Here is a 17,667-nt window from a genome sequence, read left to right on the forward strand (position 1 = left end):
CGGCCTCATCCCGTCACCGGCCCCCACGCCGAGCAGGCAGGCGATCGGCTCGCCCCGGGACCACAACGATCGGGTCGAGATCGAATGGCGGTCGATCCGCGAGCTCGCCTGGCTCTTCGACAAGACCGGCGACGACGTGGTGATGTTGCAGCGCGTCGCCTCGGACCTGGCCGGCACGTCCGGTCTGGTCGGCGACGACGAACAAGGCCACGCGTTCGCCGCATGGTACGCCGACAGCTACGAGTGGCTGACCGAATCCATGCGCCGCGTCGCCGACAAGAGCTTCATCTCGGCCACCGGCCTGCGCGATTTCGAACAGCTGTGGGAGTACTTGGAGGGGGAGATCATCCGGTCGCTTCCGCCCATCCCCGACCTGGCCTCGCCGCCGATCCCGCAGCCGCCCCCGCCCATGGAAGGGGCCTGATGTTCGACCCGTTCCAGGCGCTCGCCTGGTTTGCCGGCGTGTACGTACCCCGGGCCGACACGTCCAACCTGAGAGCGCGCGCCAAGGCCCTGCGCGAACTGGCCGCCTCGATCGGCATGGCCGCCGGTCGCACGGAAGACGCCGTCGATGCGGCGCGCAGGCGCAACGACAGCAGGGCCGTCGACCGGTTCGCGGACGTGTGGCCGTACGAGCTCGCTCCCCGCTACGCGGCCCTGCAGGAGGAACTGCGCGAGCTGGCAGATGGATGCGACGACTACGCCGACGCGGTCGACAAGCACCGGGACCAGTTGTGGATCATCGGCACCCAGCTGGCCGCCATCGCCTTCACCATGATGTTCGGCTTCGTCTATCCGGCGGCCAGGCTGATGGGGCAGCGGGCGTTCAACATGCTGGTCGCCAGGGCCAGACTGGAGCGCACCCTCTTCCAGAAGATCGTCAAGCTGATCCTGGAACAGCGGATCGGCAAGCGCCGCGTCGGCACCTACCTGGTACGCGAAGGGCTCGACGCGCTGGCCGACTCCGTGGTGTGGGCCGCGCTCAAGACCGGCGTGCACGCGGCCAGCTCCGCCGCCACCGGCCAGCCCATGAGCAACCTCTTCGAGTACGCCGGCAAACACTTCGCCGCCGAACTGGCCTACAACGGCGGCATCAAGGCCCTCAGCGACGTGCGCAGGTTCTTCCCCGCGACGAAGGTCACGGATACGCTGCTGGGCACCGGCTCGGCGGGCCGGTTCTTCCGCCGCACGGTCTCGGCGTCCACCATCTACCCGCTCGTCATCAGCGGGGAGCTGAGCGTGGCAGGGTCTCTGCGCTCGGCGATGGCGCACGCGCCGAGGGCGTTCATCTTCAAGCGCTGACCGAGGAGCGAGATGACCACACCACCGCCCACGGGCGACCCCGAACTCGACCGCGCGCTCGCCGAGATGGCCGCCCAGACGGCCAAGTTCGAGGAGGTCAGCCGCCTGCTGCAGGAGACCAGGGGGCGCGGCGAGAGCGCGGGCGGGCAGGTCGCCGTCGAGATCACCCCTCAGGGGTCGTTGGCCGCGCTGCACATCGACCCCCGTGCCATGCGGCTGGGCTCGAAGGCGCTGACCGAGGCCATCGTGGAGGCGTACCGGCTGGCCGAGGAGGACGTGACGGGACGGTCCTTCGACATCGCGAGGACCGTCACCGAAACCTGACGGCCACCCTCAGGAACAGTCGCAGCAGCTACAGCACTCGCCGTCACAACATTCTCCGCACCTGCGCAGGTAGCAGCGCTCCTCGCTCGGACGACCGCGCCGCCGGCTCCACCGGGGCCGCCACATCCCGCAGGTCCAGAACGTCGCGACGCCGGCCGCCGACTTGCGGATCCAGCCGGGCCGTTCGTACGAGGCGGTGGCGGAGCCGAACGTGCGGGTCACCGCCCGGCGTACCTCGGTGCCGAGCAGGACGTCCACCAGGTGCCGCTCGGCCAGCTCGACGTCCGTGAGCGCGAGGGTGAGCCCGTGCGCGGCGTCGTCGCACAACCGGCGGGCCTCGGCCGCCGTGGTGGCCGTGGCGGTCAGCGGGTTGAACGCTCCGCGCGCGTCGTCGTCGTGCTGGTCCTCGGCCGCGTCCAGCAGGTGCGCGATCCGGCCGAAGAACCGGCCCGCCTCCGCAAGGGCAGGGGCGTTGCCCGGTCGCCCGGCCAGCACCGCCGTGTGCGCGAACGCCGCCGCGACCGCGTCCTCCGAGGGCGCGGTGAGATCGAGCACACTGAGACCGCACGCGGGCCCAGCGCCGTGTCCAGGGCCGTGTCCCGGGTCGCGGCCGGGGTGGTGGCCTGGTTCGTGTCCGGGGTGGTGATCCGGTTCGTGTCCGGGGGTGTGCCGGGGGTCGGACACGGGCGGTGCGGTGGCCAGGTGTTCCAGGTCGAGCTGGCGGTCCACGGTCGCGGCCAGCACGGCGGTGTCGAAGCCGACGCCGGCGCCCAGCCGGGCACCGCCCGCCTCCCAGCGGGCGGCCAGCCGGCGGCGGGCCGCGGTGCCGAAGGCGGCGTCCCCGTCGGCCACGTGGTCGCGCAGCCTGCCGGCCGCCAGCACGAGCGAGACCGCCGCCGCCAGCCGTGCCCCCTCGCCCCGCGCGTCCACCACCTCGGCCGGGCGGAAACCCCGCAACGCGCACGGCCCGGCCGTGCGGCGCGGAGCGGCGGCCGGGAGCTGGGCCTCGGTGAGCACCGACAGGAGCAGCGCGTCGTAGTTGGTGGTCAGCCGGGCCCCGTGCCCGTGCCCGTCCCTCAACGTCAGGCACAACCCGCACAGATGCGCCCGCCACGCGGCACGCAACGACGGGCACCCATGGTCACCGCAGGGGCGGATGATTCCGAACACACGACCTCACAGACGTTACGGCTGCACACGAAGAGAAAAGGGTAGGGCCCGCCGCTTACAGGTGGCCTGCACGGTCATGAAACGGTTTACGGTTTTCCGCCATAGAGGTCGGCGGATCGCCCCATGGTGGCAGGAGCCCACTCCCGCCCGCGGGGTCGTCCTGGCGGCCAAGGCGCTGGTCGTGGGGCCGGTGATGTTCGCGGCCGGGGTGTCGTCCGGGGCGGTGGCGGCGGCCTGCGTTCTGGAGGGCTGAGCTCCGGCCGTCCACGAGCCGCACCGGTACGAACGCGACAAAGGTGGTTGTTTCGGGTGGGCATCGGGCAAGGATGTGGCCATGACCATCATGCTTTGCGACGGCCGCCCGATGCCGCGTCTCGGCCTGGGCACGTGGCCCATGAACGACGACGGAGCCCATCAGGCCGTGAGACACGCCATATCGCTCGGCTACAGGCTGATCGACACCGCCGCCAGCTACGGCAACGAGGCCGGGGTGGGAGCCGCCGTGGCCGAGGCGGGCGTGGCCCGCGATGACCTGTTCATCACCACGAAGCTGCGCGGGTCCCACCACGGCTACGACGCGGCCATGCGCGGCTTCGAGGAGAGCCGGGCCAGACTCGGCCTCGACTACGTGGACCTGTACCTGATCCACTGGCCGCTGCCCGGACGCGACCTCTACGTCGACACCTGGCGCGCCTTCGCCGACCTGCGCGAGCAGGGACTGGCCCGCTCGATCGGCGTCTCCAACTTCACGCCGGCCCAGATGCGGCGGCTGGCCGAGGAGACCGGCGTGCTGCCCGCCGTCAACCAGGTCGAGCTGCATCCCGGCTTCGCGCAGCGCGAGCTGCGCGCCTGGCACGCCGAGCACGACATCGTCACCGAGTCGTGGAGCCCGCTCGGCCGCGGCTCCAAGCTGCTCGACGAGCCCGTCGTCGCCGACCTCGCCGCCGCCCACGCGCGCACCCCCGCGCAGATCGTGCTCCGCTGGCACCTGCAGCTCGGGGCCGTGCCGATCCCCAAGTCGGCCCATCCGGAACGGATGCGGCAGAACCTGGACGTGTTCGACTTCAGCCTGACGGACGAGGAGATGGCCAGGATGGCCGAGCTCGACAGCGACGGGCGGCTCGGCGGCGACCCGGACACCCACGTCGAACTCTGACCCGATGCCGCACCCGGCGCGGCCGGGGCACAGGGCTAGAACGAGGTGTGCGTCAGCCAGTGGTCGAGCAGCGCGCGGTCGCCCGTGACGTCGCGGGCAGGCACGCGCCGGGTGAACACGAGCATGAGCTCCGTCACCGGGCCCGACACCACGACGTCGCCGTCACCGTCCCCGCGCTCGCAACGGATCCCCTCCGGCGTCCTCGTGATCACCCAGCCCTGCCCCGAGTCCGGCCGGATCACGATCGTCTCGCCCCGGCCGCGCAGTTCGGCCAGCTCGGGCTTGAACCGCACCGCGGAGGGCTCCGCGAGCAGCCCCATGCCCTCGGAGATCACGTCGGCCGCCAGGTCGTCGGCGACGTCGAACGGGGCGCCGGTCGTGGCCGCCGCGTCGTAGTGGTGGATGACGGTGTCGCCCAGCATCCTGCGCAACCAGAACATCGGCGGCGTCGGCCCCGCCATCGACCAGACCCGGGCGCCGGCCGGCGCCTCCTGGACCGCGTCGATCACCTTCTCCGCTCCCTCCGTCAGCCACCGCTCCCACGTGTCCTGAGGACCGGGGTCGTCCGCGGCGGGGGCGGCGATGGGTGCGTCCGCTGCCTGGTGCACCAGCTCGGCCGTCCACCGGTGGGCGTGCCCGATGTGCCCGGCCAGGTCGCGCAGCCGCCACTCGGGGCAGGTCGGCACCTCGGCGTCCGGGTCGCCGCCGGCGACCGCGCGGGCGAACCCCGCCGTCTGCTCCCGCAAGTCCTCCGCGAGCCGCGCGGTGTCCAATGTCGTCATGGGCGAGAACTCCTCTCAACAGGTACACCGCTACCGTAGAAACTCCAGTCGGGTGGAGGTTCAAGTGCCTGTGAGCGACGACACGCTGGGGATCGGCGACCTGGCGGCGCTGACCGGCGTGCCCGTGCGGACGATCCGCTACTACTGCGACGAGGGCATCATCGCGTCGGTGCGGACGGTCGGCGGGCACCGCAGGTTCGACGGCGCCGCGGTGGAGCGGCTCGGCATGGTCAGGCGGCTGCGCGGGCTCGGCCTGGGGCTGGCCGCGATCGCGCGCGTGCTGGCCGGGGAGCGTTCCGTGGCGGAGGCGGTGGCGGAGGAGCGGGCGGCCCTCGACGTCCGGCTCGCCGAGCTGGCCTGGCGGCGGGCCGCGCTGCGCGCCGTCGAGGAGGCGGGGCCGGCCGAGAGGGCCGCCCGGCTGGAACTGCTGGCCGCGGTGGAGGACGGCGCCGCCGCCCGCGACGCGCTGGCCGCCTTCTGGCGGCGCCAGATGGTGGCCATCCCCGCCTCCGGCAAGTTGGCCAGCGCGTTCGTGGACCTGGCCGTGCCCGCGCCGCCCGCCGATCCGGCCGTGCCCCAGGTGGTCGCGTACGCCGAGCTGGTCGCCCTGGTCGCCGACCGGTCGTTGACGCGCCTCCTGCGCGGCCGGGCGCTGGAGAACCTGAAGGAGATTCACGACGAGGACGAGCTGATGTACGGCGTCGGCGAGGCGTGCGCCCTGGTCGAGCCGCTCGTGGTCGCGGGGGAGGCGCCACGGCCCGGCCCCGAGCTGGACCGGTACGTCGCGGTGCACGCCGCCGTGCGGGGCGTCCGCGACACCCAGGGGTTCCGGCGCGAGCTGCTGGCCAACGTGGAACCCGACCGCGACCCGCGCTTCCGCCGCTACTGGCGGCTCGTGAGCGAGGTCAGCGGGGAGAAGGCCACGCTCGGCTCGACCCACCTGTGGCTCGCCGACGCCCTCGAACGCGACCTCACCGCCTGACCCGCGCCGCTCCGCCTGCCCGTGGGAGGAAGCGCGGCAGGAGCACGGCCGCACCCGCCAGCAGCAACCAGGCCGACGTCACGACCACCAGCCAGGTCCAGCCCGCGTGGCCGCCCGTGGTGCCGCCCACGCCGCTGCCCAGGTAGTACGCCAGGGTGTATGCAATCCTGCCGCGCTCCGGGCCGCCCGGCTCCGTCCCGGGGGTCGTGGAGATCACGCTGTCGCCGCCGGTGTTCAGGACGATCGGCGTGAGCCGGCCGGCGGGCGAGCGGCTGACCCCGGCGGCGCGGGTGTTCAGGGACCACGTGTGCGCCGGGCTGACGGACCTGGGCCCGGGTTTCCGAGGCGAGCGACCCGCTCGTGAGGGGGACCAGACTGGGGTGATGACTCAGGACGGAGATGCGGGCGTGCCGGGCTCGCTGGCGAAGGTGCTCGCGGACGTGGCGGCGGAACGGGCGGCGCAGGACGCGCGGTGGGGCACGCAGGTCCTGCCCGACGGGACCGGCGGCGACAGGGCGGTGGCCGAGTCCGGCGTGGCCCGGCACGCGACGGACACGGCCGCCCGCGAAGGGGCGCTGACGTGGCGGCACGTCCTGGCGGAGGAGGTGCTGGAGGCGTTCGCGGAGACCGAGCCCGGCCGGTTGCGTGCCGAGCTCGTCCAGGTGGCCGCCGTGGCCGTCAAATGGGCCCAGGCCCTCGACCGCCGCCCTTCGGGACGGCCGGGAAGCACCACCGGCGTCCCGCCCTGACTCACGCGGGCGGCGGGCCGGCCCTCGTCGTGTAGATCGTGACGGCGTACGGGCGGGGCGGCGCCGGATAGACCTCCTCGGCCAGCCGCGACAGCGCCGCGTCGGCGTCGAGATAGCGGTGCAGCCGCCCGGCCTCCGGCCAGGGGTGCACGGCCACCAGCACTCCGTCGCCGGGCACGAGCAACCCGGCCAGGCGGGCGCTGACCTGGCGCAGGCGGTCGGGACGGCCCAGGTAGTAGAGGGTCTCCGAGCAGAACACCAGGTCGAAGCGCTGCTCGGGCACATGGGTGAGGATGTCGGCCTGGACGAAGCGCACCCGCCCGCCGCCGGGGACCCGCCGGCGGGCCCGCGCGAGCGCCCGCGCGGAGACGTCCACGCCGACGATCTGCGCCTCGGGATAGGCCGCCGCCAGCGTGCGGGTGAACGCGCCCTCGGCGCACCCCACCTCGATGATGCGTCGGTACGGCCTGCGCGGCACGTGCTCCAGCGTGGCCTCGTACTTCTGCCGCTCGTAGGTGTCGGTCGACAACCTCCACGGGTCGGGCACGCGGTGCCGCCAGTCGAAGAAACGGCCAAGGACCATGCCCTGGGCCTGCGGCGGGAGCAGCGACAGGGCGCGGAAGAACGTGCGGTGCATGAGCTCTGGGATGGGCGGCATGGCGGTGGCGCGGCCTCTCTCGGATGGGACGGGTGAGCGTCTCCGTGTGCTGAGATGACGTCGTTACGTCAGCGGATTCCCTCATGACCACCGTCTATGCCCGCCATCGGCGCCGCCGCGCAGGCGCGAAAGGGGAGAAAACGGTTAAGATCACCCGAACTTCGTTCTGCGCGACTGGAGGACATCCCATGATCCGCCGGCATGCCATCGGTGACCTGCTGCGGCGCTCGGCCGCCCGCCATCCCGCCAAGACCGCCATCGTCTACGGCGACGTGCGGCAGAACTACGCCGACCTCGACCTGACGGTCAATCGCACGGCCAACGCGCTGGCGGCGCGCGGCGTCGGCAAGGGCGACCGGTTCGCGGTGCTGAGCCACAACAACCACGCGTTCGTGGTCGCGTATTTCGCGCTGGCCCGGCTGGGCGCGATCTCCGTGCCGATCAACTTCATGCTCGGGAGCGACGAGGTCGCGTACATCCTGCAGCATTCCGGCGCGACCGGGATGCTGGTGGAGGAGGCGCTGCTGCCGGTGGCCGCCGCGGCGGCGGGCCCGCGGGTCGCCGTACGCGGGGTGATCGGCACGGCGGCCGGTGAATGGGAGGCGTTCGCCGACTGGGAGGCCTGCGACGACGCGTCGGAGCCGCAGGCCGACATCGCCGACGACGACCCGATCCAGCTCATGTACACCAGCGGCACCGAGTCGCGCCCCAAGGGCGCCATGCTGTCGAGCCGCAGCCTGATCTCGCAGTACGTCACGTGCGTCGTCGACGGCGAGATGAGTCCTGACGACGTCGAGGTGCACGCGCTGCCTCTCTACCACTGCGCGCAACTGCACTGTTTCCTCACACCCGGCATCTACCTGGGCGCCACCAACATCATCCTGCCGGGGGCGACCCCGGCCGTGATCCTGGCCACGATCGAGGGCGAGCGCGCGACGAAGGTGTTCTGCCCGCCCACCGTCTGGATCGGGCTGCTCCGCCACCCCGACTTCGCCCGCCGTGACCTGTCGTCGCTGCGCAAGGGCTACTACGGCGCCTCGATCATGCCCGTGGAGGTGCTGAAGGAGATCTCCACCCGCCTGCCCGAGGTGCGCCTGTTCAACTTCTACGGCCAGACCGAGATGGCGCCCGTCGCCACGATCCTCGGCCCCGACGAGCAGCTCACCCGGCTCGGCTCGGCGGGCAGGCCGGCCCTGAACGTCGAGACCAGGATCGTCGACGACGAGGACAGGCCGGTGCCGCCCGGCGTGGTCGGCGAGATCGTGCACCGCAGCCCGCATGCCATGCTCGGCTACTGGAACGACCCCGGCAAGACGGAGGAGGCGTTCCGCGGCGGTTGGTTCCACAGCGGCGACCTGGGCGTCATGGACGCCGACGGCTACCTGTCGGTGGTCGACAGGAAGAAGGACATGATCAAGTCGGGCGGCGAGAATGTGTCGAGCCGCGAGGTGGAGGAGGCCATCTACCAGCATCCGCAGGTCGCGGAGGCGGCCGTGTTCGGCGTGCGGGACGAGCGGTGGATCGAGGCGGTGACGGCCGCGGTGGTGCTGCGCGAGGGCGCCGGGGTGACGGCCGACGAGCTGATCGTGTTCCTGCGGGAGCGGCTGGCCGCCTTCAAGACGCCGAAGCGGGTGGTGTTCGTGGAGTCGCTGCCCAAGAACGCCTCGGGCAAGGTGCTCAAGCGGGAACTGCGCGACCGGTTCTGACCGGCCGCCGACGACGGCGGCCGGTCAGGGAGCGGTCGCTTCACGTACGCCGCCACCGACCAGCGGACCGGCCGGCTGGTGGCCTCATCCCGCAGGCCCACCTTCCCGGTGACCTCACCTTCCCGCCCTTGGCACCGTGAGTTGCCTCCTCGAAGCTTGCTGACGGTAGTGACGCATCGAGCGCGACGGCAGGTTGCCCCCGCCGCGGGGTCACCAGGCCCGGGGTGCCGCGGTCAGGAGGTCTCGGCGCGCGTGACCGTGAACGGGACCAGCTCGCCCAGCCCTCGCACCGACAGCCGGTCGACCGCCCGCAGCCGGAACGCCCGGTCGTCCTCCAGCTCCTCCGCCAGCTGCGGATCGGCCAGGACCGTGCCGGGCAACGACAGCGCGGTCAGCCTGCTGGCCAGGTTGACCGTGGTGCCGAACACGTCACCCATGCGCCACATCACCGGCCCGGCCGCCAGCCCCACCCGCAGCTCCGGCATGTCCCTGCCCCGGGCGTGGGTCTCCACCAGCCGCACCGCGATCTCCGCCGCCACGTGCGCCTCGTCGGCCACGAACAACACCGAGTCGCCCAGCGTCTTGACCACCCGCCCGCCGGACGAGGTCACGATGTCGGCCGAGCGCCCCTCGAACCGGTCGACCAGACTGGCCAGCTGGCTCAGCTTGATCTGCCGGCTCAGCCGGGTGAACGCGACCAGGTCGGCGAACCCGACGGACAGGCGCACCGCGCTCATGTCCTGGCCCGCGATGCGCCCCGCGGCGGCGGCGAGCTGGCGCTGCCAGGCGTAGACCAGCAGCCGCGCCAGGTCGGGCACCACCAGCTCGGCCCGCCTGCGCCAGGCCCGCGGCCGCTCCTCCAGCGGCACGCCCGCCTGGTCGAGCGACTCCACGCCCACCTCGGCCTGCGACTCCGCCAGCCTGGTCGTGGCCCGGCCGATGGAGCGGGCGATCAGCAGCATGTGCTCCTCGTCGTAGGCGCCGGAGCCGACCATGCGCAACATCGTCCTGAGCGCCTCGACGTCGGAGTCGGTGAACTCGACCGCGTCGTCGGCCACGTTGGGGAGCCCGAGGGCGCGCCAGAGCCGCCGCGCGCGGTAGACCGGCACTCCCGCCATGTCGGCGACCTGGTGGCTGGTGTAGCGGCGCGGCTCACGAAGGAACGCCTCGCGCAACGCGTCCCCATCATCGAGCGGCACGTGGGCAAGATAACATTCGTCGCTCCCTGTCAGGAGCCCAGTGCGAGGTCAGCGCGATCACTCCAGCAGCGCCCGCAGGGCCGGACGTTCGCCGGCAGGCACGTAGTCCGCGTAATAGTCGTACATCGCCTCGCGGGTCAGCCGGGCGGCCAGCGGCCCGTCGCCGGCGCGCACCGCGGCCAGCACCTCCTCGTGGTGCTCGATCGTCTGCCGCATCAGCGCCCGCTTGTCGGGGGCGGCGGCGAGCTTCTCCGAGATGAGCCCGAGCACGATAGAGCGGACGACGTCCGTGCAGATCTGGATCAGCTTGTTGCCGCTGGCCCGCGCCACCACGTCGTGGAAGGCGACGTCCTCGGCCACGAACGCGTCGTGGTCGGCCGCGGCGCGCATGCGCCCGACGGCCGCGTCCATCTCGGCGAGCTGCCCGTCGGTGCGCAGCCGGGCGGCCAGCAGACTGGCCGACGAGTCGAGCACCATCCTGAACTGCACCAGCTCGGCCAGCGACAGCTCCGCGACCCTGGCCAGCGTGGTCATCGACTTGTGCAGGGCGGCGGGCGTGAACGGCAGCACCTCCGCCCCGTGGGGATCGCCGGGACGCGAGCGCACCAGGCCGCGCGCCTGCAGCACCCGAAGCGCCTCCCGCACGGTGGATCGGCTGACCGAGAACTGCACCATCAGCTCGCGTTCGCTCGGCAGGCGCTCGCCCGGACTGAGCGAGCCGCTCTCGATGGCCTCCTCGACCTGCTCCACGACCCGCTCGTAGGCGCGTACGGCACGCACCGGCTCGAACCGCGGACCACCCATGCAATCCCCCTTGACCCGAGCCGCCGACGACTGGCAATGTGCAGCCTACTGGTCCGACCAGTGCACTAGCCAGGAGGCTGAAGACATGAGGCGCATCGGCATCTGGATCGCCGTCGGCGGTCTCCTGCTGGGCACGGCCGCCTGCGGCGGCGGCGACGGCGGGGGGTCCGCCCCCAAGGCGCAGTCGTTGTCCGTCGGGTTCGTGGCCGAACCGGCGAACCTCGACTTCACCTCCACCGAGGGCGCCGCGATCCCGCAGGCGCTGCTCGTCAACGTCTACGAGGGCCTGGTCAAGCTCGACCAGGAGGGCAGGATCGTGCCGCTGCTGGCCGAGAAGTGGGAGATCTCCGACGACCGGAAGACCTACACCTTCACCCTGCGCGACAACGTCACGTTCTCCAGCGGCGCGCCGTTCACCGCCGACGACGTGGTGTTCTCGCTCGACCGGGTGAAGTCCGACTGGAAACTCAAGATCAAGTCGCAGCTCGACGTCGTCGACAAGGTGGAGAAGAAGGACGACACCACCGCCGTGGTCACGCTCAAGCAGCCGAGCAACGGCTTCCTCTACTCGATGACCACCAGGCTGGGCGCGATGTTCAGCCGCACCGGGGTGTCCGACCTGGCCAACAAGCCCGTCGGCACCGGCCCGTACGTGCTCGGCTCGTGGCGGCGCGGCGACTCCGTCCAGCTCGACGCCAACCCCTCCTACTGGGGCACGAAGCCCCCGCTGTCGTCGATCACGCTGAAATACTTCAAGGACGCGACGGCGATGAACAACGCGCTGCTGACCGGCGGCATCGACGTCATCTCCAGCGTGCAGGCGCCGGAGTCTCTGCAGCAGTTCGCCGACCCCAACCGCTTCGAGGTGATCGAGGGCACCACCAACGGCGAGGTCGTGCTGTCGATGAACAACGCCCGCCCGCCGTTCGACGACAAGAAGGTCAGGCAGGCGGTCCGGCACGCCATCGACCACAAGGCGCTGCTCGACACCGCCTGGGCCGGGCGCGGCGGGCTGATCGGCTCGATGGTGCCGCCCACCGACCCCTGGTACGAAGACCGCACCGGCGACTACCCGTACGATCCGGCCAAGGCCAAGCAGCTGCTCGGCGGCAGGACGTACAACGTCAAGATGCGCATCCCCAACCTGCCGTACGCGGTGAGCAGCGCCCAGGTCGTCAAGTCGCAGCTGGCCCAGGTGGGCATCACGGCCGAGATCGAGCCGCTGGAGTTCCCCGCCCGCTGGCTGGACCAGGTGTTCACGAAGGGCGACTACGACCTGTCGATCATCAACCACGTCGAACCCCGAGACATGGGGATTTTCGCCGATGAATCCTATTACTTCGGTTACAACAATCCCGAGTTCGGCGAACTCCTCGCCTCCGCCGACCGGGGCACCGAGCAGGAGCAGAGCGACGACCTCAAGCAGGCCGCCAAGCTCCTGTCCGAGGACGCCGCGGCCGACTGGCTCTTCCTCTTCCCCAACCTGATCGTGGCGAAGAAGGGCGTCACCGGCCTGCCGAAGAACGCCATCTCGGAGTCCTTCGACTTCACCGCACTCGCCAAGCAGTGACGTTCTACCTGCTCAAACGACTGGCGGTGCTGCTCGCCGGCATCGCCGTGGCCGCCGTGGTCGTGTTCGCGTTCATGTCGCTGCTGCCGGGCGACCCGGCCGAGATCGCGCTCGGCGTCAACGCCACGCCCGAGGCGGTGGCCGCGCTGCGCGAGCAGTTCGGCACCGACCGGCCGCCCGTCGTGCAGTTTCTCGACTGGTCGGGAGGGCTGCTCCAGGGCGACTTCGGCACCTCCTACGTGACCAGCTCGCCCATCGGCCCGCAGATCGGCGACCGGCTCGGCGTGACGGCCGTGCTCGTGCTCGGCGGCATGGCGGTGGCGCTTGTCCTCGCGGTGCCGCTGGGCACGTTCGCCGCCGTGCACCACCGCGACCCGCTCGGCGCGGTGATCAGCGCGGCCAGCCAGGTGGGCATCGCCGTCCCCGCGTTCCTGGCCGGCATCCTGCTGGTGTACGTGTTCGCCGTGCAGGCCCAGGCGCTGCCGTCCGGCGGCTACGTGCCCTTCGCCGAGGACCCGGGGGAGTGGCTGCGCGGCCTGCTGCTGCCGTGGGCGTCGCTCGGGCTCGTCCAGGGCGCGGTGCTCACCCGCTACGTGCGCAGCGCCGTGCTCGACGTCATGCGGGAGGACTACCTGCGCACCGCCCGCGCCAAGGGGCGGGGCAGCACGGGCGCGCTGTGGCGGCACGGGCTGCGCAACGCCTCCGTCCCCGTGGTCACCGTGCTCGGCCTGCAACTGGCCACGCTGCTGATCGGCGCGGTCGTGGTCGAGCGGGTCTTCGTCATCCCCGGCCTCGGCGACCTGCTGCTGAACGGCGTCGCCGGGCGGGACCTGCTGCTCGTCCAGGGCGTGGTGATGGTGCTGGTGGCGGCCGTCCTGCTGATCAACTTCGTGGTGGACGTCGCCTACCACCTGCTCGACCCGAGGCTTCTGCGGTGAACCGGAGGACACGATGAGGGGCAGGGCGAACGCCGGGCTGGTCGCCGGCGGCGCGCTCGTCGGGCTCGTGGTGCTGACGGCGGTGGCGTCGTTCTTCTGGACGCCGCACGACCCGACGCTCGTGGACGCCGCGCGGAAGCTGCGCGAGCCGGGCGGCGGCTACCTCCTCGGGGCCGACAAGTTCGGCCGCGACACCTTCAGCCAGCTCATGGTCGGCGCGCGCACCACCCTCTACGTCGGCGTCGTGGCCGTCGGCATCGCCGCCGCGCTCGGCGTCCCCCTCGGCGTGATCGCCGGGATGACGCCGCGCGGCTGGCTCTCGGAGCTGATCATGCGGGTCAACGACCTGGTGTTCGCCTTCCCCGCGCTGCTGCTCGCCGTCATGCTCGGCGCGGTCTACGGAGCCGGCACGCTCACCGCGATGATCGCGATCGGGGTGGCCACCGTGCCCGCGTTCGCCCGGGTTGCCCGCGCCGCCACCCTCCAGGTGATGGTGACCGACTACGTCCTGGCCGCCAGGGCGGCGGGGCGCCGGCGGCCGGCCATCGCCGTGCGGCACGTGCTGCCGAACATCGGCTCCATGCTGATCGTGCAGGCGTCGGTGTCCTTCGCGATCGCGATCCTCGCCGAGGCGGCGCTGTCGTTCCTCGGCTTCGGCACCCGCCCGCCCACGCCGTCGTGGGGCCGGATGTTGCAGGAGTCGCAGGAGCTGCTGTTCTCCACCCCGCGCCTGGCGCTCTGGCCGGGCCTCGCCATCGCGCTGGCGGTGCTCGGCTTCAACCTGCTCGGCGACGGCCTGCGCGACCACCTGGACCCCAAGCTGAGGAGGGTCGAGGAGCGGTGAGCACGCTGAAGGTCGAAGGGCTGAGCGTCCGGGCAGGGGCGCTGGAGCTCGTACGCGAGGTGTCGTTCGCGATCGCGCCCGGCGAGCGTGTCGGCCTCATCGGGGAGTCGGGGTCGGGCAAGTCGCTGACCGCGCTGTCGCTCATGGGCCTGCTCCCCGAGGACGTCACCGCCTCGGGCACGGCCCGGCTGGGCGGACGTGACCTGGTCGGCGTGCCGGAGAGCCGGGTCAAGGACCTGCGCGGGCGCGAGGTGTCCATGGTCTTCCAGGAGCCCATGACCGCGCTCAACCCGCTCATGCGCGTCGGCGCCCAGGTCGCCGAGGTCATGACGCTGCACGGCACGCCCCGCCACGACGCCCGTGAACGCGCCGTCGCGCTGCTGGACCGCGTGCGCCTCCCCGAGCCGGCACAGGTCGCCCGCGCGTACCCGCACCAGCTCTCCGGCGGCCAGCGGCAGCGCGTCATGCTCGCCATCGCCCTGGCCAACGGCCCCGGCCTGCTCATCTGCGACGAACCCACCACCGCGCTCGACGTCACCGTGCAGAAGCAGATGCTCGAACTGATCGACGAGGTCGCGCCCGCGCTGCTGTTCATCACCCACGACCTCGCCGTCGTCGCCTCCGTCTGCGAACGGGTCCTGGTCATGTACGGCGGCCGCGTCGTCGAGAGCGGCCCCATCCGCGAGGTCTTCACCCGCCCTCGCCACCGCTACACCGAAGGGCTGCTGGCCGCCTCCAGACTCACCCCGCGCGGCACCCGGCTGCCCACCATCCAGGGCAGCGTCCCCCCGGCGGGCCGCTTCCCCGGCGGCTGCGTGTTCAGGAACCGCTGCCCCCACGCCACCCCCACGTGCGAGGCGGCGCCGGCGCTGACAGGAGAGGGACATGCCTTCGCATGCTGGCACCCCGCTGGTTGAGGCGAGCGGCCTCAACCGCGTCTACCATCGGCCCCGCACCTCGCTCACCAGGCCGGGCGCCGCCGTCCACGCGCTGCGCGACGTGTCGCTGACCATCCGGCGCGGCGAGCGGTTCGGCATCGTCGGCGAGTCCGGCTCGGGCAAGTCCACGCTCCTGCGCCTGCTGTGCGCGCTCGACCGGCCCACCAGCGGCTCCATCCGCTTCGACGGGCAGGAGATCTCCGGCCGGCCGGAGAAACGGCTGCGGTTCCTGCGCGAGAACCTCCAGATCGTCTTCCAGGACCCGATGAGCTCGCTCGACCCCCGCATGCGCGTACGCGACCTCGTCGCCGAGCCGCTCGTCGCCCTCGGCCTCCCGGCCGGCGACCGGGTGAAGGAGCTGCTGGCCGACGTCGGGCTGCCGCCCGAGGCCGCCGACCGCTACCCGCACCAGTTCTCCGGCGGGCAGCGGCAGCGCATCGCCATCGCCCGCGCGCTCGCGCCCCGGCCGCAGGTGCTGGTCGCCGACGAGCCGGTCAGCGCGCTTGACGTGTCCGTACGCGGGCAGATCCTCAACCTGCTCGCCGACCTCGTCGACGACCTGGGCCTCACGCTCGTCTTCGTCTCGCACGACCTGTCCGTGGTGCGGCACGTGTGCGAGACGGTCGCGGTCATGAACGCGGGCGAGATCGTGGAGACCGGGCCCGTGGACGACGTCTGGGAGGCGCCCGCCCACCCGTACACGCAGGAGTTGTTGCGGGCCGTACCGACATTGGAGGGTTTGTGGTGATCGAGGTCGACGCCGGCGGCGTGGTGGAGTTCACGCAGGCGCTGGTGCGGATCCCCAGCACCAACGACCCGGCGCGCGGCCGCGACGAGCGGCCCGCCGCCGAGCTCGTCGCGGCGAAGATGCGCGAGTGGGGCTGGGAGCCGGTCGTGTACGAGGCCGCGCCGGGACGCCCCAACGTCGTGGCGGTCGTCGAGGGCGGCGGCGGCGACGGGCCGACCCTGATGTTCGAGGGCCACACCGACGTCGTTACCGAGGGCGACCTGTCCACCTGGACCGTCGACCCGTTCGGCGGCGAGATCCGCGACGGGCGGCTGTGGGGTCGGGGCAGCGCCGACATGAAGTCCGGGCTGGCGGCCACCCTGTACGCCACCCGCGCCCTGCAACTCGCTGGACCGTTCCCCGGCCGGATCAAGGTGTGCGCCCTGGCCGACGAGGAGGGCCTCATGATCGGCGCCCACCACTTCGTCTCCGAGGGCCTGGCGGCCGACGTGGACGGCGCGATCGTCGCCGAGCCCGAGGCGGGCGAGATCTGCGCCGTCGCCAAGGGCGCCCTGCGGCTGCGCGTCGACCTCACCGGCAAGATGGCCCACGGCGCGATGCCGCAGCACGGCCGCAACCCCATCCAGGCCGTGGCCGAGCTGCTCGCCGGCCTGCGGGCCCTGCAGGACGAGCTGCAGACGCTGCATCCGGCGCACGAGCACCTCGGTGAGGTCTACGTGACGCCGACCGTGCTGCGGGCCGGGTCCGAGGAACAGGTCAACGTCATCCCCGCCGTCGCCTCCGTCTTCATCGACGTGCGGACCATCCCCGGGGTCGAGCACAAGGTCATCGCCGAGCGGGTGGCGGCGCTCGCCGGCCGCGACGGGATCACCGCCGAGGTGTCGACGCTGGTGGACCGGCCGCCGGTCGACGTGCCCGTTGCCGACCCGGTGGTGGCCGCGCTGGCCGCCGCGCACCGCACCGTGACCGGGCGCGAACCGGTGTACGGCGGCGTGCCCGGCTCCACCGACGGCACCGTGCTGACCCACTGGGGCGGCATCCCCTCCGTCGTCTACGGGCCGGGCGGCAAGTGGATCGCCCACCAGGCGGACGAGTTCGTCGAGGTCGCCGAGATCGTCCAGTGCGCCAAGGTGTTCGCCGAGGCCGCCCGCCGGTTTCTGACCGGGGACCACTGATGCGCGCCGGCCCCGCCAACCCCCTGGTGGACGTCCCCGGTCTGCGCGTCGGCCACGCGCAGCGGGCCGGCGGCGGGCACCGCACCGGCACCACCGTGGTCGTGGCGCCCGCCGAGGGCGCGGTGGCCGGGGTCGACGTACGCGGGGCCGCGCCGGGAACCAGGGAGACGGAACTGCTCGACCCGCGCAACCTCGTGGAACGGGTGCACGCCGTGGTGCTGTCGGGCGGCAGCGCGTTCGGGCTCGGGGCGGCGTGCGGAGTCGTGGACCGGCCCGCCGACGCGGGCATCGGGTATCCGGTGGAGGGCGGTGCCGTACCGATCGTTCCGGCGGCCGTCATCTTCGACCCCGGCCGGGGCGGCACGTTCCGCGCCGTCCCCGACGCCGCCCTCACCCCTTCCCCTCGGCCGGTCACCACCGCCCCTTCCCCTGGAGGTCCCGCCTTCCGGCCCGCCGGCACGTCCGGTCCTGGTGGCGGGTCCGCGTCCGGCGGGGGATCCGGCCGCGAGGTGACGTGTACGACGGCGCCGGCGAGCGCGAACGGGTCGGTCGGGGCCGGAACCGGCGCCGTGGCGGGCGGGCTGGCGGGAGGCGTGGGGACGGCGAGTGCCGTGCTGCCTGG

21 protein-coding genes are annotated in these 17,667 nt (G+C 72.5%); 15 read left to right on the forward strand and 6 right to left on the reverse strand.

Going from position 1 to position 17,667, the window contains the following annotated elements:
* From E1267_RS44885 to E1267_RS34920, 3 genes are all read left to right on the forward strand, one after another.
* Positions 1-424 (forward strand): hypothetical protein (locus tag E1267_RS44885; RefSeq protein WP_220449821.1); only part of this gene is annotated, 424 nt, incomplete at its 5' end.
* Positions 424-1,302: a WXG100-like domain-containing protein gene (locus E1267_RS34915; RefSeq protein WP_132339088.1), complete on the forward strand. Its 879-nt coding sequence runs from the start codon at positions 424-426 to the stop codon at positions 1,300-1,302. The genes E1267_RS44885 and E1267_RS34915, both read left to right, overlap by 1 nt.
* Before the next feature lie 12 nt (positions 1,303-1,314).
* Positions 1,315-1,626 (forward strand): YbaB/EbfC family nucleoid-associated protein, encoded by a 312-nt coding sequence (locus E1267_RS34920; RefSeq protein ID WP_132339090.1) that lies wholly within the window; start codon positions 1,315-1,317, stop codon positions 1,624-1,626.
* 9 nt (positions 1,627-1,635) lie between these two features.
* Here the strand turns inward: E1267_RS34920 and E1267_RS46845 are convergent, their stop codons facing one another.
* The gene (locus E1267_RS46845; RefSeq protein WP_132339092.1) at positions 1,636-2,751 is read right to left on the reverse strand and encodes a DUF5685 family protein; all 1,116 of its coding nucleotides are present in this window, start codon (positions 2,749-2,751) and stop codon (positions 1,636-1,638) included.
* A gap of 121 nt (positions 2,752-2,872) precedes the next feature.
* Here E1267_RS46845 and E1267_RS44890 point away from each other — a divergent pair, with 121 nt between their 5' ends.
* Positions 2,873-3,049, forward strand: coding sequence for a hypothetical protein (locus E1267_RS44890; protein ID WP_165959971.1), 177 nt, complete (start codon positions 2,873-2,875; stop codon positions 3,047-3,049).
* Between the two features lie 81 nt (positions 3,050-3,130).
* Complete coding sequence (locus E1267_RS34930; protein WP_132339094.1) at positions 3,131-3,952, forward strand: aldo/keto reductase; 822 nt, start codon at positions 3,131-3,133, stop codon at positions 3,950-3,952.
* Positions 3,953-3,987: 35 nt separating this feature from the next.
* Here E1267_RS34930 and E1267_RS34935 read toward each other — a convergent pair whose 3' ends face one another.
* On the reverse strand, positions 3,988-4,734 hold the full coding sequence (locus E1267_RS34935; RefSeq protein WP_220449822.1) for a maleylpyruvate isomerase family mycothiol-dependent enzyme: 747 nt from the start codon (positions 4,732-4,734) through the stop codon (positions 3,988-3,990).
* 70 nt (positions 4,735-4,804) lie between these two features.
* Between E1267_RS34935 and E1267_RS34940 the strand changes: the two genes are divergently transcribed.
* Positions 4,805-5,716, forward strand: coding sequence for a MerR family transcriptional regulator (locus E1267_RS34940; RefSeq protein WP_220449823.1), 912 nt, complete (start codon positions 4,805-4,807; stop codon positions 5,714-5,716).
* On the opposite strand, the gene E1267_RS34945 is transcribed toward E1267_RS34940, so the two are convergent.
* A complete protein-coding gene (locus E1267_RS34945) occupies positions 5,706-5,933 on the reverse strand; it encodes a hypothetical protein (RefSeq protein ID WP_181957883.1) in 228 nt (75 codons plus the stop codon). The genes E1267_RS34940 and E1267_RS34945 overlap by 11 nt on opposite strands.
* Here E1267_RS34945 and E1267_RS34950 point away from each other — a divergent pair.
* Complete coding sequence (locus E1267_RS34950; RefSeq protein ID WP_220449824.1) at positions 5,923-6,465, forward strand: hypothetical protein; 543 nt, start codon at positions 5,923-5,925, stop codon at positions 6,463-6,465. The two genes, E1267_RS34945 and E1267_RS34950, sit on opposite strands and share 11 nt — an antisense overlap.
* Position 6,466: 1 nt before the next feature.
* Here the strand turns inward: E1267_RS34950 and E1267_RS34955 are convergent, their stop codons facing one another.
* Positions 6,467-7,123, reverse strand: coding sequence for a class I SAM-dependent methyltransferase (locus E1267_RS34955; protein WP_132339098.1), 657 nt, complete (start codon positions 7,121-7,123; stop codon positions 6,467-6,469).
* A gap of 188 nt (positions 7,124-7,311) precedes the next feature.
* Between E1267_RS34955 and E1267_RS34960 the strand changes: the two genes are divergently transcribed.
* Positions 7,312-8,829 (forward strand): acyl-CoA synthetase, encoded by a 1,518-nt coding sequence (locus E1267_RS34960; protein ID WP_132339100.1) that lies wholly within the window; start codon positions 7,312-7,314, stop codon positions 8,827-8,829.
* A gap of 233 nt (positions 8,830-9,062) precedes the next feature.
* Here E1267_RS34960 and E1267_RS34965 read toward each other — a convergent pair whose 3' ends face one another.
* Both E1267_RS34965 and E1267_RS34970 read right to left on the reverse strand, forming a co-directional pair.
* Complete coding sequence (locus tag E1267_RS34965; protein ID WP_132339102.1) at positions 9,063-10,028, reverse strand: adenylate/guanylate cyclase domain-containing protein; 966 nt, start codon at positions 10,026-10,028, stop codon at positions 9,063-9,065.
* Between the two features lie 57 nt (positions 10,029-10,085).
* Positions 10,086-10,832 (reverse strand): FadR/GntR family transcriptional regulator, encoded by a 747-nt coding sequence (locus E1267_RS34970; RefSeq protein WP_132339104.1) that lies wholly within the window; start codon positions 10,830-10,832, stop codon positions 10,086-10,088.
* An 85-nt stretch (positions 10,833-10,917) separates the two neighbouring features.
* Between E1267_RS34970 and E1267_RS34975 the strand changes: the two genes are divergently transcribed.
* The 7 genes from E1267_RS34975 to E1267_RS35005 form a co-directional block, all read left to right on the forward strand.
* Positions 10,918-12,402 carry an ABC transporter substrate-binding protein gene (locus tag E1267_RS34975; RefSeq protein WP_132339106.1) on the forward strand — a complete coding sequence of 495 codons (1,485 nt, stop codon included), beginning with the start codon at positions 10,918-10,920 and terminating at the stop codon, positions 12,400-12,402.
* On the forward strand, positions 12,399-13,340 hold the full coding sequence (locus E1267_RS34980) for an ABC transporter permease (RefSeq protein WP_132339108.1): 942 nt from the start codon (positions 12,399-12,401) through the stop codon (positions 13,338-13,340). The genes E1267_RS34975 and E1267_RS34980 overlap by 4 nt, the downstream gene beginning before the upstream one ends.
* Before the next feature lie 13 nt (positions 13,341-13,353).
* Positions 13,354-14,184, forward strand: coding sequence for an ABC transporter permease (locus E1267_RS34985; protein WP_132339110.1), 831 nt, complete (start codon positions 13,354-13,356; stop codon positions 14,182-14,184).
* Positions 14,181-15,101, forward strand: coding sequence for an ABC transporter ATP-binding protein (locus tag E1267_RS34990; RefSeq protein ID WP_132339112.1), 921 nt, complete (start codon positions 14,181-14,183; stop codon positions 15,099-15,101). Before E1267_RS34985 ends, E1267_RS34990 begins: the two co-directional genes overlap by 4 nt.
* Positions 15,070-15,870 (forward strand): ATP-binding cassette domain-containing protein, encoded by an 801-nt coding sequence (locus tag E1267_RS34995; RefSeq protein WP_132339114.1) that lies wholly within the window; start codon positions 15,070-15,072, stop codon positions 15,868-15,870. The genes E1267_RS34990 and E1267_RS34995 overlap by 32 nt, the downstream gene beginning before the upstream one ends.
* A complete protein-coding gene (locus E1267_RS35000) occupies positions 15,867-17,045 on the forward strand; it encodes a M20 family metallopeptidase (RefSeq protein ID WP_246064447.1) in 1,179 nt (392 codons plus the stop codon). The genes E1267_RS34995 and E1267_RS35000 overlap by 4 nt, the downstream gene beginning before the upstream one ends.
* A partial coding sequence (locus E1267_RS35005) for a P1 family peptidase (protein ID WP_181957884.1) occupies positions 17,045-17,667 on the forward strand: 623 nt, incomplete at its 3' end. The genes E1267_RS35000 and E1267_RS35005, both read left to right, overlap by 1 nt.

Source organism: Nonomuraea longispora (assembly GCF_004348345.1).
Taxonomy (GTDB): domain Bacteria; phylum Actinomycetota; class Actinomycetes; order Streptosporangiales; family Streptosporangiaceae; genus Nonomuraea; species Nonomuraea longispora.